The following is a 24,680-nucleotide window of genomic DNA, read 5'->3' as shown; positions in this document are numbered from 1 at the left end:
GTCACACCCCCATCGCGACCACTGTCGGCGCCCCGGTAAACCGCAGCACCCCCGCATCCAGCACCGCCGCGATCACCCCCAGCATGACGCCCATGCCCATGCCATAACCCGAGCAGGCATGCGGCGAGCGGCCCTGGGGGTCGGCGCAATCGCCACCGAAGGCGACGTGGTGGCGCAGCGGGTCTTGCTGGGTGGCCGAGCCCAGGCCCACGACGACGACGCGGCCGGCCTCGACATCGACCTGTCCCAGGCGGTGCGCTTCGCGCGCCTTGCGCCAGACCTGGAAGGGCGTGGGGCGCCGGGTCAGCGTCGCGACCATCGTCGGGCGCAGCCGGGCCACGGCCTCGGCGTAGGGGCGCATCTGGGTCTGCGGATCGGGCACGACTTCGTGCCACAGCGGCTGCAGCTCCCACAGCTTGCGCGTCTGCACCCAGGCGGCCAGCACGGTGATCAGGTTGGCATGCGTGGTGGGCGGAAAGCCCAGCATGATGCCGGCCAGCGTGCATGCAGCCAGGTCGGGCGTGGCGTCGGGCAGGGCTCTGGCGGCGGCAACGATCTTCTGCGCCAAAGGCGGCAGCACGGTGCCCGGCTCGGCCAGCCAGGCCTCGACGGCGGCCGTGAAGCGGCGGCCGGCGGCGCGGCCCTCGGCCTGCACCGCCTCGGTCGGGTAGGGGCCGAAGACATGGCGCGAGACCTTGAAGAGGTCACGCGGGCAACGCGCGGCCGCTCCTTGAGCCGGCGCCTCGGCATGGAACTCGGTGCCCCAGATGTGGCGCCCGTCGGGCTGGCCGAACCAGAGCTGGCAGAGCTTGGCCAGCACGCCCTCGCTCAAGCGCTCGAAGTCCAGCGGCGTGTCGGTGGGCAGGTCCTTGGGTTTCTGCGAGGCTGGGAAGGCATCCAGCAGCGTGTGGGCCTCGTCTGCCAGCGTCTTCAGGCCCTGCTTGGCGACCCGATAGGCCAATGCGTAGCAGTCGGCCTCGCTGTATGCCTCGATGGCCGCATTGATGATGGGCGCCAGTGCTCGATGACCGCTGCTTTCGTCCTGGCCCAGAAAGCCCAGGCCGATGGAGTCGTGCATGCGCTCGCCATAGCCGCTGACGGAGTAGCGGTCGGGTGCGTTCCTCAGCACCTCGCAGACGCGCTCGGGCGCGCCCACCAGCACGCCATAGGCCGTGTCCACCACGCCACCAGGCTGGGCGCGCACCCAGGCCCAGGCGGCATCGCGGGTGTTGGTGTCTTCCAGCCAGAGCTGCATGGCCGCCTTGTCCTGCAGGTCGGGCACGCGCTCGGGCACCGGCGTGGGAGGCGGCAGCGGCAGGGGCAGCTCGGTCAGGCAGGGCAGGGACTTCAGCGCAGCGATGGAGGGCACGAAGAAATAGGCGCCCCATTGCAGCGTGACGAAGGGTTCGGGGCCGAGGTCGATCTCGTAGGCCTTGCCGCCATGCTCGAAGGGGAACAGGCGCGGGCCGCCGCTGCCGTCGACGACACCCAGCAGTGGGTCGCTCTGCGCCGCATAGCCGCCGCTGGCATTGCCGCCGGCCACCCAGCGCTGCACCACTTCAAATTGCTCGGCCAGATGGGCGTTGTAGGCCATGAAGACGAGGCCGCGGTCCTCGTCGTCCGGGGCATCGGCATGCACGGGCGCGCCGTAGCTCATGCCGCGGCGCAGGATGCGCGGCATGCGGTTCCTGGAGAAGGCCGTGCCGGCCAGGTCGCGCGGGTTGGTGCGGCGGATGTGGGCGTGGAAGGGGCAGGCCGAGCCTTGCGCGTCCTTGGCGAAGTTGAAGTCGTTGCTGCTGCCTGAGGCCTCGGGCGCCGCGAGCGGCCGGCCGTCCTGCCAGCGGCCCATCAGCTTGGCGAGCACCAACTCGTGGTCCAGGCCGATCTTCCTGGCCTCCTGGTAGGTGCGCTTGGCAAAGCGGCCGGTGTACTGGCGCAGCTTGCGCACCACCAGGAAGCTTCCGCGGTCCAGCAGCGCGTCGGGCTGCTCGGGCACGGCGTAGCCCTTGTCGCGTTCGGTCGGGAAGCCCTGCAGGATCTCGCCGGTCTTGACCCGGTCGTCCCATGAAGTGCCCGAAGCTTCTCCGCCCAGCACCGGCTGGCCGGTTGTAGAGGCAGCCAGCACGGGCTGGCTGATGCCGTCCTTGAAGCCGAAGTGCTCCTTGTCGGCCGCGTTGCTGCGCATGGGCTCGATGGCCATCAGCGCCAGGCCGGTGTTGACGGTCAAGGCCTCGGCCAACTCCTTCAGGCGCTTGTCGTCAGCCGCGGCGAAGTTCTCGCCCGGCTCGGCGGCCGTAAAGCGCAGCTGCACGAGGACATGGGCGTTGGCGGGGTCAATGCGGTCGATCTTGTTGACATGAGGCGCCAGCACCCAGTGCGAAGGATGGTTGTGGCGCACGTCACCCAGCAGGCCGGCGCGCGCGGCCATGCCTTCCTTGAAGGCCTGCGGGAAGCGGTCCAGGCGCGAAGCCGGAACGCCCAGCGCCTTCAGGCCTGACAGGGTCAGCGCGACCTGGCGCCAGACGGCGAGCTGGGCGTCGTCTTCGTTGTCACGCTGCACCGGCGCCGTGCTGAGCCAGGCGACAGCCTGGGCCGGCTGGGCCACGCGCAGCAGCACCAAGCCGCCGCGGTTGCCGGGCGGTTTGCTCAGCAGGCAGCACTGCAGGTCGCCCGGCAGCAGCGACAGTTCGCGCGCCTTGACCTCAGGCTCGGGCAGCGGCTGCTCGAACCAGGCCAGCATCTCGTGATGGCGCTGGCGCAGCTGGCCGCCGGCGGTCTTGCCGCCGTCCTTGGGAAACTGTTCAGCCGTGCCCAGCTCGCGCAGCTCGAACAGCACATCGTGCGTGGCGCGCAGCAGGCAGTCGCGGTCGGGCGCCCCGGCACCGAAGTAGCGCTGCAGCGTGTACAGGCCCGCCAGCGGCAGCAGACCGCGCGCCGCCATCGCGAAGCGCTCCTTGTCGCCAGCGGGCAGCGGCGGCGTCTCGCCGGAGGCCGGTGCGCGCAGGCGGTTGAATTCCAGCTCGTTGGCACGGCCGCGCTGGGCGGCCTCCAGCCGGGCGAGGTATTCGCCATCGCCGACGCTGCGGCCGGAGGCGATGAACAGGAAGTCGGCCGAGATCTCATGATCGCGCACCCAGCGCGCATAGGTCTCGAAGCTGCAGTCGCGCGACAGCGTGTAGGCCTCGGTGTGGCAGAGCATCAGGTCCAGCGTGGAGCCGAGCTGGTCCCAGATCACCCGCATATAGGGCTCCCAGCCGCCGTCGAAGCAGACGTTGAGCAGCAGCCGGTCGGGCGCTCCGTCCTTGCCGTCGACGATGCTCCAGCGGAAGGAATGGACGATTCGCCAACGGGCGACGATGTCGGTATAGGGCGAGGCCGGCGCGCTGGACTCGCGCGAGCCCAGGCGCAGGCCGTTGAGCGTCTTCAGCACCCTGCGCAGGCGGTCCACATAGGTGACGACCTCGAGCGCGTCGACAAAGCCGCGCTTGATGTCAGCCAGCAGGTTGAGGTCGGTGATGCCGCCGAGCTGAACGTCGTTGCCCCGTGCCATGTGTCTCTCCCTGACTTATAGGCCGAGTATCCAAGCGCGCCGTGGCAAGCGAGCGCGCCTACACCCTCAAGTGTGAGGAGTGCTTATCCGCGCCAACTGCAATTCATCCGCGAAAAACCGCGACCTATCGCAAACCCTTAGATCGGAAGCGCCCTCGCCAACACACTGGCGGCCATACACCAAGGGAACGCATCATGAACCGCATCAGCACCACCACCGCCCGTACCCGCCTGCAAGCCGTCAGCGCCGCCGTCCTCGTCACACTGATCGCGCTGACCGGCGCCACCTGGATGACCATCACGGTCCCGGCCGAGGCTCCCGAGGTCGTGAAGCTGGATCGCGTCGTCATCAGCGGCGTGAGCACCCCCGAAGTGCAGCAGCTGCCACGCGTCGTCGTCGTGGGCCACCGTGACAAGGCCGCCGATGGCGCCCAGGTTGCCAGCGCCTGCGTCGCACCGGCTGTCTGCTGACCCCCCACGAATCACAGGCCCGCGAAGGCCTGTTTTCCCCAAGCGTGGGGATGGTGGCCAGTGACTGGCTGCCTAGCATCGGCCCCATCGCAAGCCCCCGTGTGGGCGCGGCTGCGCAACTGGGGAATGTCGATGAAGTCCGTTCAGTGGTCCAGTGGTCTGTTCGCAATTGCCCTGGCCTGCGGCCCTGCACAGGCCGCCAGCATGGATGCCGTCTATCAATGGTTGGGCGGCACGGATTGGCAGGTGGCGTTCACGCTGCACGCCGACGGCACACCGGCCAGCGTGTCGGAGTTCAGCGTCTATTTCCCCGAGACCAGTTTCGGCATGCTGACGCTGCAAGCCTCCCCTGCCGCCTGGGACAGCCTGGTGGTGCAGCCCGACACGGCGCTGGCCTCGGCGGGCTATCTTGACGGCCTGCTGCCTGCGCCCGCCCCGGGCCTTACCGCAGGTCAGTCGCAAGCCGGCTGGGTGGTCAAGTTCAGCTACCTGAGTGCAGGCCAGCCTGGTGCGCTCAACTTCGACATCCTGGACGCGAACTTCGCCGTCGTCGCCAGCGGCCAGACCACCGTCGTGCCCGAGCCCGCGCAGTACGCGCTGCTGCTGGCCGGCGCGCTCGCGCTGGGCTTGTGGCGCGCAAGCCGCCGCAACGGAGACACGGCATGAGCGCCGCCGGTATCCGCAACCGGAGCCGTGGCTGGCTGCCGAGCCTGGCCGCCGCGCTGCTGCTCAGCGCCTGCGGTGGCGGCGGGCAGGACCCGTCACCCTCGGCCACGCCCACCGAGGCACCGCGAGCACAGGCGCTCGCGGTCAACGCGGCCACCGCCGCCAGTGTCACCGGCCTCACCAAGCTGAGTGAGAAGCGCATTGGCCGCACCCTCTTCGAATACGAGTTCCGCATCACGGTGCAGAACGGCGCGACGGCGCAGACCGGGCTCAAGGCCCAGCTCACCGCCGCAGGTGCGGGCACCACCATCGTGCAGGGCGACGTGAGCGTGGGCGACATCGCCGCCGGCGCCAGCCTCACGCCCGCCGGCACCATCACGCTGCGCCAGGACCGCCTGCAGGCCTTCCAGCTCAACCAGATGGTGTGGAGCTTCAGCGCCAGCGGCGCCGTGCCCACCGGCATCAGTCTTGCGCTCAATCAAGGCGTGATTGGCGCGGGTGGCAACCTGGTCATCCAAGCGACGGTGACCGACGCCAGCGGCAATCCCATCAACCCGCCGCCGGCGCTGACCCTGCAGGTGATCGCACCCGCCGGTGGCTCCCTCGGCGCACTGCCCACGGTCAGCGGCAACCAGGTCCTGACCTCGGCGGACACGCGCGGCGGCTTCGGCCTGCAAGCCACGCTGGGCGGCTTGCAGACGCGGGTGGACTTCGTCGTCGTGGCCAACAACAGCCAGTCGGAGAACTCCGGCCAGTTTGCCGACCTGTCGGCCAACCAGGCCAGCCTGGTGAGCAACCTGGGCCTACTGCGCGACGCGGTGGCCCGCGGCGACAACGCCGCCGTGGCGACGCTGAAGGCAGCCATTGCCGACACAGGCAACCACATCGACCCCAACACCCTTTACTTCGGCAGCCCCTATGCGCCGGACACCGGCTTCGTGCCCGACGCGGCCAAGCTCAGCGCCGGCGGCCTGACCGGCACGCCCGCCGACGCCGTCTACGCCGCGGCGGTGGCGCAGCTGCAGGCCAAGCTCGCGCAGATCACGGCGCTGTTGCGCTCCACCACCGGCACAGACGCCGAAAACACCGCCCTGCTGACCCAGTACCAGGCGGACCTGGCCGGCATCGCAGCCCAGCTGCAGGCCCCCGGCGCCCAGCCCAGCGCCCATGGCCTGGTGACCAACGCCATGCTGCTCAACCGCCTGCTCACGCAGGACATGCCGATCACGATGCGTGCCATCGCCGAGCGCACCGTGACCCAGGTGTCGACCTCCGTCCTGTCGGTGCCCGGGCCCGACTCGAAGTCGGCGGCCGCGCTGGCGATCAAGGCCCTGTCGGCCACGCAGTCGGCCGACGGCCGCCGCACGCTCACGGCCTGGCCGCAGGCGGCGGGCGCCTATGCCTCGCCGCAGTTCCTGTTGTCCGGCCTGCTCAACGCGCTCGGGCCCATCGGCAAGCTCATCGACGGCATGTACGGCCAAGGCCTGTCGCAGATCCAGAACATGATGACGCTGCTGATCGCCAAGGACCTGCTCGACAAGCTGCTGACCCAGACGCTGGTGATCGAAGGCGTGCGCGCGGGCGCCGCTCTGCTCGGCCCCTATGCCTACAACTATCCCGACAGCACCATCGAGCTGACCAACACCAGCGCCGCCGAGATGGCGGGCTCGGACGCCTATCTGATCGGCGCCTCGGCGGTCAACGCGCTCACTTCGCTGGGCAAGTCACTCAAGCCGCCCAAGGAGGCCAAGTCGTTCAAGGAAATCTTCGACTACTTCAAGGGCATCGTCGACGCGATCAAGGGCGTGGGGGAGGCCTACGAACTGGCTCACCAGTTGCCGGCGCAGATCGTGGACAACAGCTTCAGCGAGAACTTCGGCTGCCTGGTTTCGCTGTCCGACAGCTGCGTGGAGATGCAGTACCCCAGCGGCTTCAAGAACGTGGCCGGCGGTGAGCGCTTCAGCTTCACCGTGCTGATCCTGGTGCGCAGCGGCGGCCCCAAGCCCAAGTACGGCTCCATCGTGACGAACTTCGTCCCGACGACCTGAATCGCAGGAGGCTAGCGACCCAGCACCCGCAGGATCTCGCGGCCATAGGCCTCGAGCTTCTTGGCGCCCACGCCGCTGATCTCGCCCAGTTCGACGAGATCGCCGGGCATGACGCGCGCCATCTCCGCCAGCGTCGTGTTCTGGAAGATCACATAGGCTGGCAGGCCATGCTCCTTGGCCACCTCGGAGCGCCAGGCCTTCAGCGCCTCGAAGCGCTCGTGGCCCTCGGCGTCCAGCCCCAGCGCGGGGTCCGTCTTGGGCTTGGCACCGGCACGCGACGTCTTTGACTTGCCACGCGGCTTCTTCTCCTCGGCCTCGCGCAGGCGCAACTCCACCTCGCCCTTGAGCACCGCCCGGGCGCTGTCCTGCAGAGCCAGGGTATTGAACTCGCCCTCGGCGGCCACATGGCCCAGCGAGATCAGCTGGCGCAGCACCGCCCGCCACTGCTGCTCGGACAGGTCGGCGCCGCAGGCCCAGGTGGACAGGTTCTCGTGGCCGTACTGCTTGGTCTTGTCGGTCGCCTTGCCGCGCAGCACGTCGATCAGGTGGCCGGCGCCGAAACGCTCGCCGCGCTGGTGGAAGCGGTAGATGCAGCTCAGCAGCTTGCGTGCCGCCTCGGTGCCGTCCCAGGTCTGCGGCGGGTTCAAGCAGTTGTCGCAGTTGCCACAGGGCGTTGACGCTTCGCCGAAGTAGCCCAGCAGCCGCACGCGCCGGCAGTCAGTCGCCTCGGCCAGCGCCAGCAACGCATCCAGCTTGCCGCGCTGGCCCTGCTTGAAGACCTCGTCGGCCGGGCTGTCGTCGATCATGCGGCGCTGGTTGACGACGTCAGCCAGGCCATAGGTCATCCAGGCCTCGGCCGGCGCGCCATCGCGGCCGGCGCGACCGGTCTCCTGGTAGTAGCTCTCGATGTTCTTGGGCAGGTCCAGGTGGGCGACGAAGCGCACGTCGGGCTTGTCGATGCCCATGCCGAAGGCGATGGTGGCCACCATGACGATGCCGTCCTCGCGCAGGAAACGGTCCTGGTGGCGGCGGCGCACGTCGGCGTCCAGGCCGGCGTGGTAGGGCAGGGCCTTGATGCCCTCGCTCTCCAGCCACGCCGCCGTCTCGTCGACCTTCTTGCGGCTCTGGCAGTAGACGATGCCGGCCTCGCCCTCGTGCTCGTCGTTGATGAAGCGCAGCAGCTGGTCGCGCGGCGAGGTCGTCTTTTCGGCGATCAGGTAGCGGATGTTGGGCCGGTCGAAGCTGCTGATGAAGACGCGTGCGTCCTGCAGTTGCAGCCGCTGGATGATGTCGGCCCGCGTCAGGTCATCGGCGGTGGCCGTCAGCGCGATGCGCGGCACATCGGGGAAGCGCTCGTGCAGCAGACTGAGCTGCAGATACTCGGAGCGGAAGTCATGCCCCCACTGGCTGACGCAATGCGCCTCGTCGATGGCGAACATCGACAGCAGGCCGCGTTCGTGCAGCGAGGCCAGCTGGGCCAGGAAGCGCGGCGTCGTCAGCCGCTCGGGCGCGGCGTAGAGCAACGTCAGCCGCCCGCTCATCATCTCGCGCTCGATGCGGCTGGCCTCCTCGCCGGTCTGGCTGGAGTTCAGGAAGGCGGCGTGCACGCCGGCCTCCTCCAGCGCACCGACCTGGTCGTGCATCAGCGCGATCAGCGGGCTGACGACGATGGCCACGCCCTGTTGGCGGGTGTGGCGCACGATGGCGGGCACCTGGTAGCACAGGCTTTTGCCACCACCGGTGGGCATCAGCACCAGCGCGTCGCCGCCGGCGGCCACCTGCTGGACGATGTCGGCCTGCTGGCCGCGGAAGGCGGTGTAGCCGAATACTGCTGACAGGACCTGGTGAGCTGCGGATTGCAGGTCGTCGGAGGCTTGGGGAAGATGCAGGGGCGGATTCATTCAGCCGCCATTGTCCCAGGAGCTTCCAGATGCCCCCGTCCGATAAAGCCGCCGAATTGCGCGAGCGCCTGATCCGCAATTTCAATGACGCGCCGCGCGAGCGCTTTGTGCGCCCGCCGCGCTACGACACCGAGACCACGTCGCTATCCAAAGGCACCGCCGCCCAGCAGTTGGGCGCCAGCTTCGACATCCTGGCGCCCGGTCAGATGGGCTGCCCTTACCACTTCCACTACGCCGAGGAGGAGATGTTCATCGTGCTGCAGGGCGAGGGCACGCTGCGCGTCGCCGGCGAGCTGGTGCCCATCCGCGCCGGCGACACCATCAACATCCCGGCAGGGCCCGAGTACCCGCATCACATCATCAACACCTCGGACGCGCCGCTGCACTACATCAGCATCAGCACGCAGAAGGAGCCGGAGATCTGTGTCTACCCGGATTCGGGCAAGGTGGGTGCTTTCGCGCCGGGCCTGCGCCTGTTGCAGCGCAAGGAGGCGGGGCTGGACTACTGGGACGGTGAGCCGTGACTCACCGCTCCCCACAAAACCGCCTTCATCCTGATCGCTGCTCGTGCTCGGTGCCGGTGTCGAAGAACGTGTCAACGTACGGCTCGGGCGCCAAGTCGCTGTCCCGAAGCAGCGAGAACACTTCCACCCCATGACCGGGCAGCGGCTCGACCAAGGCGTAGGCCTGGGCGAATCCCAAATACTCGATGCCGGCATCGGCATATGCGCTGGCTTCATGCTCCGCAAGCGCGATGGCCTCGTCCAAACTACCCGCAGACCACAAGGTGATCCGCTCTTCGTACAGATAGGCCAAACGCTGATCGGGACGCAACGGCCAGCGAAACAGGCAGCGAACCGTGTATGACTCCATGGCGCGCCTTGAGTTCCTGAGTAAGTGAAGGGGCTATTGCGTGAAGAGCGGCTTCACTCCTCGGCGTCAGTGGGCAGGCGCCGCAGAGCAGCTTTCTCGTGGAACCGGATGCGGCTGTTCACGAATTTCTTGCCGCCACGCTTCGCCTTGGCGTAGCCACGATGGCCGTTGCTGTTGTCACCTCCCCAACCCGCCCCGACCGTGCGGCCCGCCAGCGCTGAATATCGCGAGGTGCAATCCATCGGGCTGAAGGCGTACCGCTCCGAGTCCTTCTGCGCGGTGAAACCGCGTCGATGATTCTTCTTCATGCGTAGGTCTCCAGCTTGGTAGTCAGTAATGCGGCGGTAGCTCGTCGCGCAGATTCCGGGCCTCGCCCGGCTCGGCCGCCGTGGCGCGGTTGCGCAGCTCGACCAGCTCGCGCACCAGCCGGTCAATCTGCTCCTGCTGGCGCACGACGACCTGGTTGAGCTGCTCGACCGTGTCGTCGGTGAAGCTGGCCTTGATCTCCAGCTCGGTGATGCGTTGTTCGAGGGCTTGCAGGGTATCCATGACGATATGGTGGCGCATTTAGGCGGGGTTGCGCGCGTCGATGGTCCACTGGTTTGCAGCAGCAGCCGTCTCAACCCTTTGCCGCTCCGCAGCCGTCATCGGCCGTTCTCTTGCCCGCAGGCGTTGACGGTTACGCCTCCTCAGACTTGCGGATGCAATTGGCAGGTGGGCGATCTAAGGTCAAGAGGCGCTCGTTGACTGGGCGACGGCGATGAATTGGCCGTCGTGCCGAAGCAAACTTTCCTGGAGATCCATCGTGCCTAAACCACCTGCACCTGCTGATAACCGCAATCCTGCCATCGGGATCTACGTCACGGCGGTTGGGGCCGCTGCGGTGACGACTTTCTTCGACCGTGTTCGCAATGAAGAGGTGTCTGCGCTGCGCAAAACCGGCATCGCGCTTCGCGAAATGGTCGAGTCGGGAGACGTGACGAGTGGCTACCTCAGCATGTTCGCGCTGCTCATCTTCTGCCTGGTCTCGGCGTTCATGGTGTTCGTCTACAAGCCTCGGGAACCGAAGGAGGCCTTTGTCCTGGGTATGGGAGTGCTGGCTGCAGTGGGCATGACAGTGGCGCCTCCCAAATCGACAAATCTGCACGTCGACGGCGCGGCAGGCCAACCCCCAAAGGCGGCCAACGAGGTGCCCGCTAAGCTCACTCTCTCTGACGCGGTGCTCGGACTGTTTCCCAGCGCCAACGCGCAGACCAAGGAAGCTCCCGCCGAGCCGCGCAGGGCCGGCGTCTGGGTCTTCCTGGAGGGGCCGCAACAGCTGCGCACACCAGAAACACGGGTTCTGATCTACGCGCTGCAGAGCAAGACGGCACTGGTGAATTCACCGGCCAATGCAGCCTTCTACATTGCACTTCCGCCTGGCAGCTACCAGTTCGAACTGAACCACGTGGGGTACCGGAGCGTCGCCTTTTCCGCGACGCTTGAGTCCGGGACCCAAGTCCTGCAAGTTCCCATGGAGCAGGTGAACGTGGAGCTGCAAAACTTCTTCGGGCCGACCCGCACAAAGGTCAGGACTCGACCGGAAATTGCCCGTCAACTGGACGGCGCGCAGGCGGCCTGCGCGAGCGGGGGGGGCGAGCAGAGCAACACTGCGAAATCAGCCCTGGCCGGCATCGACAAGCGCTGGCTCAAGGCCCTGTCGCCGGAGGCGCGCCACATGTTGTGCGTCTGAAGTGGCGCTCGTGGCTAGGTTCGGAGCGCCGCCAAATGCCCCAGTAGAAGGAAGCTAAAAGACCCAGGTGCTGTCACCGGCCTTGATTTGCGGCTAAGGCGCCATCTGAAACTCTACCCTCGTCCAACGCCCCAGCCCATCCATCACCGTCAGCCGGTGGGCACCCGCGCGCTCCACGCGTAGGGTCTGCGCGGCGGAAGCGACGGCGCTGGCGGCCATCCACTGGCCATCGAGCAGCCAGGTCGCCCCCTGCTGCGCGCCGATCGCCTGCAGCTTCAGCACAACGTCGCGCTGACCCGGCGCCGGGCGCAGCACCGTGCCCGGCTCCAGGCCCACGACGCGCAGCCGGTTGGCTGCCAGCTGCTGGCTGGCGCAGCCCGGTCGCCAGGCCAGGCGCTCCAGCGGGTGGCGCTGCTCGGCATCGAGGAAAGGCCCGAGCAGCGCAGGCCAGCGCACAGCCTCAAAACGCTCGGCCTCGGGCGCGCAACCGGGTTGCACGCGCTGGCCCGCCGCCACCCAGACAGGCTCTGCCAGCGGCCCCGGTCGCAGCCGGTCGGGCAACGTCGGCGGCACGGCGCCGTCCAGCGTCCAGGCGATGCGACGCTGCAGGCACAGCGCGGGCTCGGTGGCGGCTTCGGCCAGGCCCATCGGCCAGCAGATGGGCACGGCCGCCACGCTGTCGGGCCGGCGGCGCGGCGCGAGCTGCTGGCGGGCCTCGTCGGGGCCCAGCGCCGCCGCCAGGTCGCGCAGCAACGGTGCCGCCGAGTTGGCGCCAAAGTGGCCGGGGTTGGGTGTGCCGTCGGGCCGGCCTATCCACACGCCGAAGGTGTAGCGGTCCGTCACACCCAGGGCCCAGGCGTCGCGAAAGCCAAAAGACGTGCCCGTTTTCCAGGCCACGCGCTGGCCGCTTTCGCGGAAGGGTGATCCGGGCCGGCCGCCGTTCTCCAGGATCTCGCGCACGATGTAGGCGGCGCCCTCGCTCATCAGCCGCGCCTCCTTCAGCGGCTCGTCGGGCATCAACCGCGGCCGGGCCGCGATGCCGCCGCGCGCCAGCGCCGTGTAGGCGCCGACTAGCTCCTCCAGCGAGGTGCTGCCGCCGCCGAGGATGAGGCTCAAATTGGGCGCCGCATTGGCCGGCATGCGCAGCCTCAGGCCCGCGTGGCGCAGCCGGCCGGCAAAGCGCTCGGGGCCGAGGCGGTCGAGCAGGTCCACGGCCGGCACATTCAGTGAGCGCTGCAGCGCCTCGCTGACGCTGACCGGACCGGAGAAATCGGCCTGGAAGTTGCCCGGCGCATAGCCGCCGAAGTTCTGCGGCGCGTCGATGAGCAGGCTCTCGGAATGGATCAGCCCTTCGTCCAGCGCCATGCCGTACAGAAACGGCTTGAGCGTCGAGCCTGGTGAGCGCTTGGCACGCACCATATCCACGTGCGCCCCGCGGCGCGCGTCGGTGAAGTCCGCCGAGCCGACGTAGCCGCGCACTTCCAGCGTGCGGTTGTCGACGACCAGGGCCGCCAGCGACACGGCGTCGGGCAGGCTGTTGAGCCGGTCGGTCAGCAGCTGCTCCAGGCGGGCCTGCAGACCGGCGTCCAGCGTGGTCTGGATCGTCGCCGCCGTCTGACCGTGGCGTTTGGCATCCTGGCGCAGTCGCTCGGCCGCCAGAGGCGCCAGCCAGCGCGCGCGCAGCGGTGGCGCAAAGACGCGCTCCAGCTTGGCGTCGGCCACGTCGGCAGCACTCCAGATGCCGATGGTCTGCATGCGCGTCAACACCTTGTCACGCGCCGTCTGGGCGGCCTGCACAGCCCGGTCCGGTCGCAGCCGTGTCGGTGACTGCGGCAACGCGACGAGCAGCGCGGCCTCGGCCTTGGACAGGTCCGCCGCGCCCTTGCCCAGGTAGGCCCGGCTGGCCGTCTCCACGCCCTCCAGCGGGCCGCCCATGGGCGCGAGGTTCAGGTACAGCGTCAGGATCTCCTGCTTGCTGCAGTGCAGCTCCAGCTGCAGCGCACGGGCGATCTGGCGCAGCTTGGCGGGAATGGTCCGGCCCGCCGCTCGCTCGTCCACGAGGCGTGCGACCTGCATGGTCAGCGTCGAGCCCCCGGAAACGATGCGCCCATGCCGCGCCCACTGCCAGGCCGCGCGCACCAGGGCCACCGGGTTCACGCCCGGATGCCAGCGAAACCAGCGGTCCTCGTAGTGCAACAGCGCCTCGGTGTAGTTGGGCGACACGGCTTGCGGCGTCGTCGGGTGGCGCTGCGCGCCGTCGTCACCGGGCCAGGCGCGCAGCGGCGTGCCGTCGGCGGCCAGCACGGTCAGCGTCGGCGAGTCGCTGGCAGGCGTGGGCAGCGGGCAGGCGAAGTCCAGCACCAGCACGACGGCGAGCAGGCCGGCAAGCGTGAGTTCGATGTGTCGACGGGTGATGCGCATCGGCATGCCGAAGACGATAGCCGAAGCGCCCCCCTAGCTTGCATTGCATCCAGCCCGCCCGCGCTGCGTAAAGACAAGGCCGCAGCGCTGGTTGTGTCCATCTGTTTGCGGTTCCACCCACGACCCGTCCAACAGGAGATGCCATGAAACTGCCCACCCGCGCGCCGACCCTAGCGCTCATCACCGCCAGCGTCCTCGCCGGCCTGGCCGCTTTGACGGCCCAGGCCTCCAGCCACCGCGAGGCCCCGTCGATTGGCGGCATGCCGCGCGTCGACGGCACCGACTTCTACCTGTTCAACAGCTACGAAGGCGTGGCCGCCAACGGCAGCGGCGGCCGTGCCGGCTATGTGACGCTGATCGCCAACTACCTGCCGCTGCAGGATGCCTATGGCGGCCCCAACTACTTCAAGCTGGACCCGAACGCGATCTACGAGATCCACGTCGACAACAACGGCGATGCGAAGGAAGACATCACCTTCCAGTTCAAGTTCATGAACACGCTCAAGGGCATCACCCTGCCCATCGGCAACCAGGTCGTGCCCATTCCGCTGACCCAGGCCGGCACGGTGAGCGCGCCCAATGCCGCAGCCCTCAACGTCAACGAGAAGTTCGCCCTGACCCTGATCCGCGGCGACCGCCGCACCGGCACGGCCAGCCCAGTAGCCAACCCTGCCGGCGGCACCTGGTTCGACAAGCCGGTGGACAACATCGGCACCAAGACGATTGCCGACTACCCGGCCTATGCCGCCCAGCACATCTACAGCGTCAGCCTGCCCGGCTGCGGCTTCCCGGCCAAGGTCTTTGTCGGCCAGCGCCAGGAGGCCTTCGCGGTCAATCTCGGCCCCATCTTCGACCTCGTCAATGCCGACGTGGGCGTCATCACCAACCGCAGCCTGATCAACGCGGCGGCGGTCAATTCCATCCAGGACAAGAACGTCACCTCGCTCGCGCTGGAGGTGCACAAGAGCTGCCTCACGCAGGGCAACGAGACCGTCATCGGCGGCTGGACAACGGCCAGCGTGCGCCAGAGCCAGATCGTCAACGCCGCACCGCCCAGCGGCTACGACACGGCCGTCAAGACAGGCGGCGCCTGGGTGCAGGTCTCGCGGCTGGGCAACCCACTGGTCAACGAGGTCGTCATCGGCCTGCCCGACAAGGACAGGTTCAACGCCTCGGCGCCGACGGGCGACGGGCAGTTCGCCACCTATGTCACCAACCCGACGCTGCCGGCCCTGCTGTCGGCCGTGCTGCCGATCGGCAACGCCGCCCCCACCAACTTGCCGCGCCTGGACCTGGTGACGACCTTCCTGACCGGCATCCCTGGCGTGAACCAGCCGGCCAATGTGGTGGGCTCGGAGATGCTGCGCCTGAACACTGCCATCGCGCCGCGGCCGTTTGCGATGCAGAACCGCCTGGGCATCGTCGGCACCCTGCGCGATGGCGAGAACCCGCCCGACCTGGCCGGCTTCCCCAATGGCCGCCGGCCCAAGGACGACATCGTCGACGTATCGCTGGCCGCCGTCATGGGTGGCCTGTGCTGGCTGAACAACGGCGGCGCGCTGTTCGGCCCGGCCTGCACCCGCGCCGTGGTGCCGCTGGGTGCCACCTCGCTGGAGCTTCACGACGGCGTCGACCAGGCCGTGGTGCCGCTGCTGCCCGGCTTCCCGTACCTCAACACGCCCAAGCCAGGCGCGAAGTGAACCCTTCCAGGAGCAAAGCCATGAATCGATTCCTCGGCGCCGTGGCCCTCGCGGCCGCGCTCTGCAGCAGCGGGGCGGCACAGGCCGGCCTCGTCACCTTCGACAACCCCGGTGTGATCGACATCGATAACAACACCGGCATTGCCAGCTACAGCGAGGCGGGCTATGTCATCAGCGGCCCGGCCGCGAGCTTTCTGCCCCTGGACGGCGCCATGGTGGGCGGCTTCGACACCACGCCCTTCGCGCTAAGCTTGCTCGGCGGCGGCGTGTTCGGATTGCAGTCGCTCGACATCGCGGCCTATGACCTGGGCTTCGGCCCCGGCATGCTGGCCCTGGTCGGTATGCTGGGTGGTGCACAGGTGGCTTCGCTGAACATCGACCTGGCCAATGCCGGACCGTTGGTCTTCGACAGCAGCTGGGCCCAGCTGACCTCGGTCAGCTTCTCGGCCACCAGCGGCTTCGCCCTCGACAACATTGCCACGGTGCCCGAGCCGGGCAGCTTCGCGCTGGCGGGCGCGGCACTGTTGATCGCGGCAACGCGTCGGCGGCGCTGAGCTGAACGTCGTGGCCGGTCCCGGCGCTTCAGCGCGCCGGGGTCGATGCCGCGCGGGCGGCACGCTGCAGCTGCAACTCGGTCTTCAGCCACTGCGCGCTCTCCACCGGCGCCTTGCCGGCACAGCGCACCAGATACGGCTTGCCGCTCATGCTGCTGGTGGCCGCGCCGCGCTCGATGAACTGCTCGGCCGTCTTCACCATGTCCTTGCCTTCCAGATAGTCCAGCTTCTTCAGCAGGTGGGCCTTGGCTTCGGCGCCGGCATACCAGCTGCCGTTGCGGTTGAACTCGCAGCCGGAGGCTTGCAGGCGGGTCAGCAGGGCGTCGACCTCGGCGCGGGCGACGGGTGGCAGCGGTGCGGCGTGGGCCAGGCCGGCGGCCAGCGAAAGCAGAAGGGTGAAGGCAGTGCGCATGAGCCGGATGCTACGAGGACAAACACGTGTCCGACCACAGCGGCCGCGAGGGTAAAACTGCCTGATGAACGACACCTCGCAACGCTGGCAGGTCCACCCGGAAGTCGCGCGCGCCGAGACGCTGGACAAGGCCTTCTACCTCGACCCCGCCGCGCAGCGTCTGCAGTACGAACGCGTGCTCGCGCGCAGCTGGCAGTGGCTCGCTGACCTGCATGGCGTGCAGGCGCCGGGCAGCCTGCAGCCCGAGACGCTGCTGCCCGGCAGCCTGGACGAGCCCCTGCTGCTGTCGCGTGACGCGACCGGTGCGCTGCGCTGCCTCAGCAACGTCTGCACCCACCGCGGCAACCTGCTCGTGCAGCAGCCGTGCCAAGGCGCCGCACAGATCCGCTGCGGCTACCACTCGCGCCGCTTCGAGCTGGACGGGCGCATGAGCTTCATGCCCGAGTTCCAGCAGGCGCTGGACTTCCCCCGCCCCTGCGACAACTTGCCGAAGTTGCCGCTGCAGGACTGGGGCGGCCAGGGCCTTGTCGCTTTGGAAGACCCGCTGGACACCTTCGATGCCTTCTTCGGCCCCGCCATGCAACGCCTGCACTGGCTGCCGCTGCAGGACTTTCGCCTGGACACCAGCCGCAGCCGCGACTACGAGTTCGACGCGCACTGGGCCCTCTACGTCGAGAACTACCTCGAAGGCCTGCACATCCCCTTCGTGCACCCGGGCCTCACGCAGACGCTGGACCTGAGCCAGTACCGCTATGAACTGCACGAGTGGAGCAATCTGCAGCTGGCGGTGGCGCGGGCCGACGAGACAGCCTTCGAGCTGCCGCCAGAGGCCGCCGAATACGGCCAGCGCATCGCGGCCTACTACTGGTGGGTGTTTCCCAACCTGATGCTGAACTTCTACCCCTGGGGGCTGTCGCTGAACCAGGTCACACCTATCGGTCCGGCGCGGACACGCGTGCGCTTTCGCTCCTACGTGTGGAAGCCCGAGCTGCTAGACAGCGGCGCCGGCGGCGCGCTCGATCAAGTCGAGATGGAGGACGAGGCCGTCGTCATGACGGTGCAGCAGGGGCTGCGGTCACGCTTCTACCAACATGGGCGCTACTCGCCGACGAGGGAGCAGGGGGTGCACCACTTTCATCGGTTGATAGCGCGTGCGATGGGGGATTGAAACAGCATTGCAATCGTCATCGGCTCTGCGGCGAAAACACCCTCTCGATCAAGTCGATCACCTGTTCTTCCGCCTTCGGGCAATCGGCGCGGCCGGACTGGAAATCCAAGAAATAGAGAGTGTCCGATGCCATGATCTGGCCCGACCTCCGGTCTGTAATTCGCACAGACGCGCTTGAAAGCGAATCGAAGGCTACTCCCGGCGACTTGGCCGGCGGGCTCGTTTCGCCCACTACAAGTTCGTAGCGCGCCGCAGGCTCCTGAATTTGCGTGTAGACCAGGGCCTCGCAAGCAGACGATCGAAAGAAGCTTGGTGGCTGTACCGACTGGCGTCCTTCGATGAAGGCCAATCCCAAACGTCGGCACCGTTGCACGTCACTTTGCAGCAACCGGATCAAGGTATCCGCTCTGAAACGCGACAGTTTCTGGACAAACGCGGGATCTGCACTCACAAGCAAGGTTCGAGCACCAGAGGAGGGAAGCTCTCCAGGAGGAACCGTGGAAAGCACCTGCAGTTGTCGGCTCTTGCAGAACTGCGAATAGGCTCGATCCGCAGCAACCTGCTCATCGATGACGCGGCGATTGCGGGCATCTCGTTGGGCTCTCTCCTGTTCGCCGGACATCTCGATACGCCGCCACACCCAAGCTGGCGGCAACACCAGCAAAGCGAAGGCTGCAATGAGCGCCCACCGAGATCGAAAGCCCATTGCAGCCAATACGACCAAGGCGATCAGGTACGGCAGCACCGGGCCGACTAAGCCGCCCACACCGATTGGATCGGATGTACCGGCCCAGGAAGCCTCTCCGAGCGTTGTCAACGTTGCTGCGACGACCACACGGCTGATGCCACCCTTGGCTGTGCCCCGCATGCCGACGGTGAGTCTCACTTCTTGTCCACCACCGTAATCTCCCCCTCCGCCTTCCCAATCCCCCTCACCTCCGGCCGATACATGTCCTCCGCAAACGTCGCCGGCACCACGTACTTGCCCGGCGTCACGGCGCGCACGAGGTAGAAGACGTCCAGCGTTTGCCCCAACGACGCGGCGGCGACGAAGCGGTCGTCGCGGTACTCCATGTGGACGATGCGTTCGTTGGCGTTGGCCTGCGCGATGTTGACGCCCTCCACCGTGAACTCACCAGCCTTCGGTCCCTGGCTCAAATTCAGGTTTTCGATCTCGAAGCCGGCCGGGATGCGGTCCACCACCAGGCCGTCCTTGATGGACTGCGGGGCCTTCACGCGCAGGCGCACGACGAACATCTCGCCGGTCGTGAACTGCCGCGCCGTCACAGGCTTGCCGTCGGTCGTGAACATCGCGCGTTCGACCGAGATGCGGTCGCTGGTCGGCGCCAGCGGCTTGGTCGGGTAGCCCTGGGCGGTCACGTCGAGGTACAGCGGCGCCGCGCCCTCGTTCTTCAGCGCGATGCCCGACTTGAGCTTGGCGAGCTCGAAGCTCTGCTGGCCCACGCCGCTGCCGGTCCAGGCGTCGGCCTTGGCGCCCACGTTCAACGCTGTCTTCCAACCGTCGTCCTTGCCTGCGCCGTTGGTGGCGGCCTGCACGGCCAGGAAGAGGGCCAGGCGCTCCTGCGTCGAGTAGTAGTTGCGGCGGCTGAAGTCGTCGGACAGGTCGAACAACAGGTTCTCGCGCTTCTCGTGCGTGACCTTGTGGCGCAGCAGCAGCGCATAGGCCAGGGCCCGGTCGCGCACGCGTGAGCCGTAGTCGCCCAGCCACTGGCTCCACCAGTAGTTGTTGGGGTCATCGGGCTGGTAGCCGTAGCCGCGCTGCATGGCGTCGTCCAGGGCCACCTTGGCACGGCCCTCGTCGCCCATCAGTTTCAGCGCGAGGCTCAGGTGCACCAGCGGCAGGGGCGACAGCGCATGGCTGCGGTACTGATCGTGCAGCGTGCGCAGCGTGGCCAGCGGCGCCTTCTGCTCGCGGGCCAGGATGTAGCCGGCGTGGGCGGCCTCGGCAAAGCGCTGGTGGGCGATGCGCATGGTCTCGGCGTCGCGCCAGTCGGCGATGCGGCCCTTGTCGTCGCGCTTGGGATCCTTGGCCGGTGTGGTCTGCTGGGCCGGGGCGCGCTGGAACTGCTCCAGCAGGTTGTCCAGCGAGCGCTTGAGCTGGGCCTCGGGCACGGCGAAGCCGGCGTCGCGCGAGTCCTGCAGGAAGCCGGTCACGTAAGCCGACAGCCAGCCCTCGTAGGGACTGCTGGACGCCCACAGCCCATAGCCGCCCTTGGGTTGCTGCATGCTGGCCAGGCGCGCGAAGGCGCTGTCCAGACGTTTGGCGCGCTCCTCGCGTGGCACCGGCGTCATGCCCCAGCGCTTTGCCGCCTCGTCGTCGATGAAGACGAGCGGGTAGGCGCTGGACGTTGTCTGCTCCAGGCAGCCATAGGGGTACATCAACAGGCCCTTGACCTGGTCCTTGATGTCGATGGGCGGCGTGTTGGAGACACTCAAGCTCACGCTGGCCGAACCGGCCCAGAAGGCATCGAGCAGGGCCTTGTCCAGGGCCTGCGTGGCGCCGGGCTCCAGGCGGATGCGCCGGCTCTCGCGCACCAGTGGCGTGATGGGCTGCACCTGCAGCGCTGCCTCGCGGGTGATGCTCAGCGGCCCAGCCGTCACTTTGACCTCGATGGGCGCCAGGCCCGAGGCATCCAGCGCCTCGGCCTGGAAGCGCAGGATCTGGCGCTGCTTGTCGGCCAGCTTGAGGCTCTCGGCACCGCCGGTGATCTTCAGCGGCCCGCTCGACGTGACCGACACCTTCACGTCCTGCGCCGCACCGCTGAGGTTGGTCACATCGAGTGCGATGGTGGCCTTGTCCCCCGGCGACACGAAGCGCGGCATGTTCAGCTCGGCCACCAATGGCGCGGCGACCACCGTTTCGGCCTGCGCCGAGGCATAGCTGTCGGCACTCGAAACCACCGCCATCACCCGCAGCGTGCCGTTGAAGTCCGGCAGCTTCAGGTTGATGGTCGCCTCGCCCTTTGCATCCAGCTGCACCGGGCCGCTGAACAGGTCCACCAGCAGCACCTTGCGCGGCATGGACTGCGAATCGCGCTTGCCGGCGTCGCCGCCGAAGCGCTGCTTGGCCACATTGCCCTCCATCTTCTCGATGAGGCGGCCGTAGAGGTCCAGCATGTCGGCGCCGTAGCGGTGCTTGCCGAAGAAGAAGTCTTGCGGGTCGGGCGTCTTGTAGTTGGTGATGTTGAGGATGCCCACATCGACTGCGGACACAGTCACGATGGCCGGCTTGCCGGCGAGGGCCGGCACCTTGACGCTAATGGGCAGCGCCACCGATGGCTGCGTCTTGGCCGGCACGGTCAGTGCCAGCTTGGGCTTGCGGTCCTCGCGGTTGAGCGGCAGGTGCACCAGGCCCAGCGCACGAGCCGGCGTCACCTTGTCGCCCTGGCTGCCGGGGCGGAAGGCGGCGACGGTGATGTAGAGGTCGTGGCGGGCCCAGCTCGCATCGACGGGGATATCGATGTCCGTGCCGCTGGCCTTCACGCCGATGCGCTTGGTCCACAACACGCGGTCGCCTTCGACGGTGACGATGGCCTCGCCGTCATGCGGCGGCTTGATGGCCAGCTTGGCCACGTCGCCCGGCTTGAAGGGCGCGCCCTGCAGCTTGAGCTGCACGCGGTCGGGCCGGTTGCCGATGTCGTCGGCGTCCTGGGCGCCATAGCCGGCGTAGAAGCCATAACGCATCGTCAAGCCGGTCTCGGGGTCCTTCACCTCCAGGCGGTAGCGGCCCCAGCGCACGGGCAAGGCGATCTTGGTGCGGGCCGTCAGCGCGAGGCTGCGCGCCTCCACCAGCTCCTCATTCACGTTGAAGCCGGAGTTCCAGCCGCGGCCGTCGTCATAACGCCAATACCACTGGCGTTCCTCGTAGATGAGCTTGAGCTGCACTTCCTTGCTCGGCTTGAAGTTGCCGCTGGCATCGACACGCGCCAGCTCGAACTCGGCCAGGCCGTTCTCGGCCGACACATTGCGGTCGAACAGCGGCCGCGCGCCGATCAGCACCGGCGCCGGCCACCACGTGCGCTCGATGGCGCGCACGACCGGGCGGCCGCCGGACTCCAGCAGGCTGAAGGCCGCGCGAACGCGCATCGGCGACTTGCGCTCGCCAAACGCCGTCGCGATCTTCATGCTGGCCTTGCCTTCGGCGTCCAGCTCCTGCTCTTCCAGGTCCTGGCGGTTCTTGGCCTTGTCGTCAGCGAGGTCGCCAAAGATGAAGCCGGGCAGCTTGGCCGGCAGCGGCACAACCAAGCGCTCGGAATAGGCACTGCCCTGCAGCCGGTTGCCGCCGGCGGGTGCGCCGTAGAGGTAGTCGCCCTGGGCCTGCACCGTGATGCCGCCGTCACCGTTGAGGGTGCCCTCGGGCGCGGTCAGCGTGAGCTTCATGCGCTCGGGCAGGAACTCCTCGACCTTGAAGACCCATTGCGCGTCGGGGGTCTTTGCACCGGGGTCGACGCGGGCCTGGATGGTCCAGCCACCGGTGGGTGCGTCGGCCGGCAAGGTGATGCCTTGCTGGTAGTAGCCGGTGCCCGTCTTGCCCGGCTGCACCAACTGCTCGACGAGCTTGCTGCCGTCGGGCTTCTTGACGGTCAGCGTGATCGGCAAGGGCTTGGGCAGCGGCTTGCCGTCGGCATCACGCGCCAGCACGGACACCTGGAAGTTCTCGCCCGGCCGATACAGGTCGCGGCCGGCGTAGACGAAGAGCTTGTTGCTGCGCGAGGGGTGGCCGGTGGCGTCGAACTCGCTCAGGTCCAGCGCCGCGTCGCGCAGCGACAGGATGGACATCTCCTTGCCTTTGCGCGCCAGCACGGCGCGCGCCTTGTCACTCCGGCCGGTGAACACGGCGTGGCCGTCGCCATCGGTCTGCGCCTGGGCCAGCGCCTTGCCGTTCTCATCGACGAGGCTGAGCTCCACGCCCGACAGCGCGCCGCCGCTCTTGAGGGACGTGGCGAACACATCCAGCTGCTCGGCATGCCGGCGCAGATGCAGGCCGATATCGGTGACGTAGTAATGCGTGACCTGGTAGTCCCAGCCGAAGCGGCCGGGCTGGTTCATGATGGCCACGTAGATGCCGGGCTCCTGCAGCTCCTTGATGCCCTCCACGGGCAGGAAGCTGACGTTGCGCCGGTTCGGCCGTGCATCGGTCGTGAAGCGGCCGAGGTAGACGCTGTCGCTCATGGCGCGCAGCTCGTCCAGCACCCAACCGCCCACGGTGCCCTTGAGCCGCCGCTGGTTGTCGTTGTAGCCGTCGTAGTAGTAGCCGCCCTCGCCGTCCTCTTCGCCAGAGTTCACCTGGCGCTCGCGCCGGCCGCTGACCTGCTCCAGGAAGGCCGGCAGCGAGGCCGGCTTGATGCGCAGGAACTGCACATCCACTTCGGGCGTGTTGATGGTGACGACGGGCAGGCCGCCGTTCTGGCCGGCCGGCAGCACCAGGCCACGGCTGGCGAAGTAGTAGCTGTCGGGCATGGTCTCGCTGACAGCCTCGCACTTCTGCGCGGTCGCGAGCTTGGCGCCGGTTTTCGCCCCCAGCTGCGCGTTGAACGCGAAGCGAAAGCTGCGGTCCGGCGTCACGAAGGGCAGGTAGAGCACGCGGGGGTTGTCGCCCAGCACCCAGCGGGCGGCCAGCGGCTTGAAGCTGGCGTCCGGCGCCGGCTCCTTCTTGCCGTCGGTGGTGGTTGGCGCGGCGCCTTCCTGCGCGCTGACGAGGGCGCCGAAGTCCTGCTTGCTGTCCAGCGGCTGCGTGAAGCTCAGCGCGATGGCCGGCGAGCCGTCGAAGAGTCGGGCCTTGCAGTCCAGCAGCGCAAAGGCCGCCTGCTCGCCACCGATCTCGGCGCTACTGGGCATGGCCGGTTGCCCGAGCTTTTGCGACGCCCACCAGCCGCCGCCCACCACCGCCACCACACCCACCAGGGCCGTGACGGCCTTCTTCCACGCAACCATCGAATTCCTCCCCGCAATTTGGCGAGGAGTTTAGGTAGCGATCAGCGGCTGTCCACGGAAGGTTTCTTCTCGCCGCGGGCGCTGATCGACCCCTTGGTGCCGCGGTTCGTCATCAATAGGTAGCTCGCCGTCCTAGGGGGATCGGCGCCACATCGATTGACCCTCCCCAAGCGCAGGCGTAGAAAAGCCTCGGCCCGCAGTTCGCCGGGCGGTCAAGGAGTGGCTTCATGAAATTCCGGCATCTTCTGGTGGGCCTGACCGCCCTCGGCTGCGCCTTCGCAGCATCCGCAGGCTCGACCATCGCCAGGACGTCGGCCAGCGCGCTTGGCACGCAATTCGACCCGCCCGTGGACGATTTCGACAGCGGCACGTTCAGCGCCTCGTCATCAGCCGCCGGCAACGGCGCTGGCGGCACGGCTGATGCGTCGGTGGCCCTGGGTGTCATCAAGCTCTACGCCTCCAGCTTCGCCGGCGCAGGCAACCACCTGGGCACCGCCTTTGCCGAAGGCGCGTACGGGGAGGACATCACGATCAGCTCGGCCGGTCTCAACGGTACGCAGGCGCGCGTCACCATGGGTGTCACGCTGCAAGGCATGATCGACCCGACCGGGGGCGGCTATTCCTCGGTGAACTTCTCTTTAAACGGAGCCGGTTTCCTCGGCAGCTGGGGCGCCCACACCGACCCTGCATTCCCGGGCGGGATCCCAGTCGACTTCGTCAGCGCCGTGGCCGGCGGCCCGCTGTACTACTCGGGCATCCACAACATCAAAATCACCATCACCCTGGGCACGCCCTTCACCTTCACGGAGCGGCTGACGGTGTCTGCGGGCAAGATCGACTGCTTGAGCGACCCGCAATGCAGCACCAGCGAAGCAGCCTCGGTCACTGCCGATTTCGGCCACTCTTCGTACTGGAACGGCATCTCGGCAATCTCGCTGCTCGACCCCAACACCGGCCTGTACGTGCCGGCGGACATGTCGCTGTTCACGATCACGTCGCCCTCGGGGCTGAACTGGGCCCAGTCCTTTGCTCCGGTGCCGGAGCCGTCCTCGCTGTGGCTGATGTCCCTGGGCGGGCTGCTGGCCGCCTGGCGATACCGCTCGCTCGCCCGATCCCACCCGCGGTAGGCGCGTTTCCCCGCCGGATAGGAGCTTGGTGCTGTGCTTGATGCCCGGCTCTTGCATATCCTGGCAAGCAGCTTGACACGGTAGGCGCTGCCGCGCGGCGCTT

The 24,680-nt window shown here is 67.9% G+C and carries 18 protein-coding genes; 9 read left to right on the top strand and 9 right to left on the bottom strand.

From position 1 onward, the window contains the following. Position 1: 1 nt before the first annotated feature. Entirely contained in the window at positions 2-3,550 is a 3,549-nt protein-coding gene (locus ACXJLH_RS16085) for a Dyp-type peroxidase (RefSeq protein WP_457445195.1), read from the bottom strand. Positions 3,551-3,744: 194 nt separating this feature from the next. Between ACXJLH_RS16085 and ACXJLH_RS16080 the strand changes: the two genes are divergently transcribed. The 3 genes from ACXJLH_RS16080 to ACXJLH_RS16070 all read left to right on the top strand — a co-directional run bounded on the left by ACXJLH_RS16080 (position 3,745) and on the right by ACXJLH_RS16070 (position 6,734). After that, a complete protein-coding gene (locus tag ACXJLH_RS16080) occupies positions 3,745-4,020 on the top strand; it encodes a hypothetical protein (protein WP_457445193.1) in 276 nt (91 codons plus the stop codon). A 132-nt stretch (positions 4,021-4,152) separates the two neighbouring features. Beyond that, complete coding sequence (locus tag ACXJLH_RS16075; protein ID WP_457445192.1) at positions 4,153-4,686, top strand: PEP-CTERM sorting domain-containing protein; 534 nt, start codon at positions 4,153-4,155, stop codon at positions 4,684-4,686. After that, positions 4,683-6,734, top strand: a complete 2,052-nt coding sequence (locus tag ACXJLH_RS16070; protein ID WP_457445190.1) for a hypothetical protein — start codon at positions 4,683-4,685, stop codon at positions 6,732-6,734. Before ACXJLH_RS16075 ends, ACXJLH_RS16070 begins: the two co-directional genes overlap by 4 nt. A gap of 11 nt (positions 6,735-6,745) precedes the next feature. On the opposite strand, the gene recQ is transcribed toward ACXJLH_RS16070, so the two are convergent. Next, positions 6,746-8,635, bottom strand: a complete 1,890-nt coding sequence (gene recQ / locus ACXJLH_RS16065; RefSeq protein ID WP_457445188.1) for a DNA helicase RecQ — start codon at positions 8,633-8,635, stop codon at positions 6,746-6,748. A gap of 29 nt (positions 8,636-8,664) precedes the next feature. Between recQ and ACXJLH_RS16060 the strand changes: the two genes are divergently transcribed. Next, complete coding sequence (locus ACXJLH_RS16060) at positions 8,665-9,159, top strand: cupin domain-containing protein (RefSeq protein WP_457445186.1); 495 nt, start codon at positions 8,665-8,667, stop codon at positions 9,157-9,159. Positions 9,160-9,184: 25 nt separating this feature from the next. Here the strand turns inward: ACXJLH_RS16060 and ACXJLH_RS16055 are convergent, their stop codons facing one another. The 3 genes from ACXJLH_RS16055 to ACXJLH_RS16045 are packed head-to-tail and all read right to left on the bottom strand — an operon-like array spanning position 9,185 to position 10,057. Further along, positions 9,185-9,508 carry a hypothetical protein gene (locus ACXJLH_RS16055; protein WP_457445184.1) on the bottom strand — a complete coding sequence of 108 codons (324 nt, stop codon included), beginning with the start codon at positions 9,506-9,508 and terminating at the stop codon, positions 9,185-9,187. 53 nt (positions 9,509-9,561) lie between these two features. Further along, positions 9,562-9,816 (bottom strand): hypothetical protein, encoded by a 255-nt coding sequence (locus tag ACXJLH_RS16050; RefSeq protein WP_457445182.1) that lies wholly within the window; start codon positions 9,814-9,816, stop codon positions 9,562-9,564. A 22-nt stretch (positions 9,817-9,838) separates the two neighbouring features. Further along, positions 9,839-10,057 carry a SlyX family protein gene (locus ACXJLH_RS16045; RefSeq protein ID WP_457445180.1) on the bottom strand — a complete coding sequence of 73 codons (219 nt, stop codon included), beginning with the start codon at positions 10,055-10,057 and terminating at the stop codon, positions 9,839-9,841. A 256-nt stretch (positions 10,058-10,313) separates the two neighbouring features. Between ACXJLH_RS16045 and ACXJLH_RS16040 the strand changes: the two genes are divergently transcribed. After that, positions 10,314-11,240: a hypothetical protein gene (locus ACXJLH_RS16040; RefSeq protein WP_457445178.1), complete on the top strand. Its 927-nt coding sequence runs from the start codon at positions 10,314-10,316 to the stop codon at positions 11,238-11,240. Between the two features lie 93 nt (positions 11,241-11,333). On the opposite strand, the gene pbpC is transcribed toward ACXJLH_RS16040, so the two are convergent. Beyond that, the gene (gene pbpC, locus ACXJLH_RS16035; protein ID WP_457445176.1) at positions 11,334-13,661 is read right to left on the bottom strand and encodes a penicillin-binding protein 1C; all 2,328 of its coding nucleotides are present in this window, start codon (positions 13,659-13,661) and stop codon (positions 11,334-11,336) included. A 143-nt stretch (positions 13,662-13,804) separates the two neighbouring features. Here pbpC and ACXJLH_RS16030 point away from each other — a divergent pair, with 143 nt between their 5' ends. Both ACXJLH_RS16030 and ACXJLH_RS16025 read left to right on the top strand, forming a co-directional pair. After that, positions 13,805-15,361, top strand: a complete 1,557-nt coding sequence (locus tag ACXJLH_RS16030; RefSeq protein ID WP_457321829.1) for a DUF4331 domain-containing protein — start codon at positions 13,805-13,807, stop codon at positions 15,359-15,361. Positions 15,362-15,381: 20 nt separating this feature from the next. Further along, positions 15,382-15,915: a PEP-CTERM sorting domain-containing protein gene (locus tag ACXJLH_RS16025; RefSeq protein ID WP_457321827.1), complete on the top strand. Its 534-nt coding sequence runs from the start codon at positions 15,382-15,384 to the stop codon at positions 15,913-15,915. 28 nt (positions 15,916-15,943) lie between these two features. Here ACXJLH_RS16025 and ACXJLH_RS16020 read toward each other — a convergent pair whose 3' ends face one another. Continuing rightward, positions 15,944-16,327 carry a DUF5329 domain-containing protein gene (locus tag ACXJLH_RS16020; RefSeq protein ID WP_457321825.1) on the bottom strand — a complete coding sequence of 128 codons (384 nt, stop codon included), beginning with the start codon at positions 16,325-16,327 and terminating at the stop codon, positions 15,944-15,946. A gap of 64 nt (positions 16,328-16,391) precedes the next feature. Here ACXJLH_RS16020 and ACXJLH_RS16015 point away from each other — a divergent pair, with 64 nt between their 5' ends. Further along, entirely contained in the window at positions 16,392-17,495 is a 1,104-nt protein-coding gene (locus tag ACXJLH_RS16015) for an aromatic ring-hydroxylating oxygenase subunit alpha (RefSeq protein ID WP_457321824.1), read from the top strand. A gap of 16 nt (positions 17,496-17,511) precedes the next feature. Here ACXJLH_RS16015 and ACXJLH_RS16010 read toward each other — a convergent pair whose 3' ends face one another. After that, complete coding sequence (locus tag ACXJLH_RS16010; protein ID WP_457445175.1) at positions 17,512-18,381, bottom strand: hypothetical protein; 870 nt, start codon at positions 18,379-18,381, stop codon at positions 17,512-17,514. Next, positions 18,378-23,450 (bottom strand): alpha-2-macroglobulin family protein, encoded by a 5,073-nt coding sequence (locus ACXJLH_RS16005; protein ID WP_457445173.1) that lies wholly within the window; start codon positions 23,448-23,450, stop codon positions 18,378-18,380. Before ACXJLH_RS16005 ends, ACXJLH_RS16010 begins: the two co-directional genes overlap by 4 nt. Before the next feature lie 227 nt (positions 23,451-23,677). Between ACXJLH_RS16005 and ACXJLH_RS16000 the strand changes: the two genes are divergently transcribed. Beyond that, entirely contained in the window at positions 23,678-24,577 is a 900-nt protein-coding gene (locus ACXJLH_RS16000) for a PEP-CTERM sorting domain-containing protein (protein WP_457445171.1), read from the top strand. Positions 24,578-24,680: the final 103 nt, after the last annotated feature.

The organism is Roseateles sp. P5_E4, assembly GCF_054049255.1.
The sequence above is the reverse complement of the archived record's forward strand: the minus strand, read 5'-3'. Positions and strand labels throughout refer to the sequence as shown.

Coding starts and splice junctions, on each gene's coding strand:
- ACXJLH_RS16085 (WP_457445195.1), bottom strand. CDS start 3,550: ATGGCACGGGGCAACGACGTTCAGCTCGGCGGCATCACCGACCTCAAC.
- ACXJLH_RS16045 (WP_457445180.1), bottom strand. CDS start 10,057: ATGGATACCCTGCAAGCCCTCGAACAACGCATCACCGAGCTGGAGATC.
- recQ (WP_457445188.1), bottom strand. CDS start 8,635: ATGAATCCGCCCCTGCATCTTCCCCAAGCCTCCGACGACCTGCAATCC.
- ACXJLH_RS16060 (WP_457445186.1), top strand. CDS start 8,665: ATGCCCCCGTCCGATAAAGCCGCCGAATTGCGCGAGCGCCTGATCCGC.
- ACXJLH_RS16005 (WP_457445173.1), bottom strand. CDS start 23,450: ATGGTTGCGTGGAAGAAGGCCGTCACGGCCCTGGTGGGTGTGGTGGCG.
- ACXJLH_RS16075 (WP_457445192.1), top strand. CDS start 4,153: ATGAAGTCCGTTCAGTGGTCCAGTGGTCTGTTCGCAATTGCCCTGGCC.
- ACXJLH_RS16080 (WP_457445193.1), top strand. CDS start 3,745: ATGAACCGCATCAGCACCACCACCGCCCGTACCCGCCTGCAAGCCGTC.
- ACXJLH_RS16030 (WP_457321829.1), top strand. CDS start 13,805: ATGAAACTGCCCACCCGCGCGCCGACCCTAGCGCTCATCACCGCCAGC.
- ACXJLH_RS16055 (WP_457445184.1), bottom strand. CDS start 9,508: ATGGAGTCATACACGGTTCGCTGCCTGTTTCGCTGGCCGTTGCGTCCC.
- ACXJLH_RS16020 (WP_457321825.1), bottom strand. CDS start 16,327: ATGCGCACTGCCTTCACCCTTCTGCTTTCGCTGGCCGCCGGCCTGGCC.
- ACXJLH_RS16025 (WP_457321827.1), top strand. CDS start 15,382: ATGAATCGATTCCTCGGCGCCGTGGCCCTCGCGGCCGCGCTCTGCAGC.
- pbpC (WP_457445176.1), bottom strand. CDS start 13,661: ATGCGCATCACCCGTCGACACATCGAACTCACGCTTGCCGGCCTGCTC.
- ACXJLH_RS16000 (WP_457445171.1), top strand. CDS start 23,678: ATGAAATTCCGGCATCTTCTGGTGGGCCTGACCGCCCTCGGCTGCGCC.
- ACXJLH_RS16015 (WP_457321824.1), top strand. CDS start 16,392: ATGAACGACACCTCGCAACGCTGGCAGGTCCACCCGGAAGTCGCGCGC.
- ACXJLH_RS16050 (WP_457445182.1), bottom strand. CDS start 9,816: ATGAAGAAGAATCATCGACGCGGTTTCACCGCGCAGAAGGACTCGGAG.
- ACXJLH_RS16070 (WP_457445190.1), top strand. CDS start 4,683: ATGAGCGCCGCCGGTATCCGCAACCGGAGCCGTGGCTGGCTGCCGAGC.